The following is a 240-nucleotide window of genomic DNA, read 5'->3' as shown; positions in this document are numbered from 1 at the left end:
CGCGGTTCTGGCGGCGCGCGGTGGCGGCGCAGCCCGCCGAGGCGATGATGATGCCGCAGATCGCCAGCCACTGCGTGCCGGACAGGTGCTCGTTCAACACGATGACGCCGGCCAGCGCGCCCATGGCGGGTTCCATGCTCAGCAGCACGCCGAAGGTCTTCTGCGGCAGGCGCCGCAGGGCCACCATTTCCAGCGAATAGGGCAGGGCGCTCGACAGGATGCCGACCGCGACGCCGGCCA

Annotated in this window: 1 protein-coding gene; it reads right to left on the bottom strand. The window is 71.2% G+C overall.

The genetic code is table 11. The features are described 5' to 3' along the window. The coding region (locus tag SB764_RS44215; RefSeq protein ID WP_410867340.1) for an EamA family transporter at positions 1 to 240 on the bottom strand (240 nt) is incomplete at both ends.

It is taken from the genome of Paraburkholderia sp. SIMBA_027, assembly GCF_046535315.1.
Taxonomy (GTDB): Bacteria; Pseudomonadota; Gammaproteobacteria; order Burkholderiales; family Burkholderiaceae; genus Paraburkholderia; species Paraburkholderia tropica.
The sequence above is the reverse complement of the archived record's forward strand: the minus strand, read 5'-3'. Positions and strand labels throughout refer to the sequence as shown.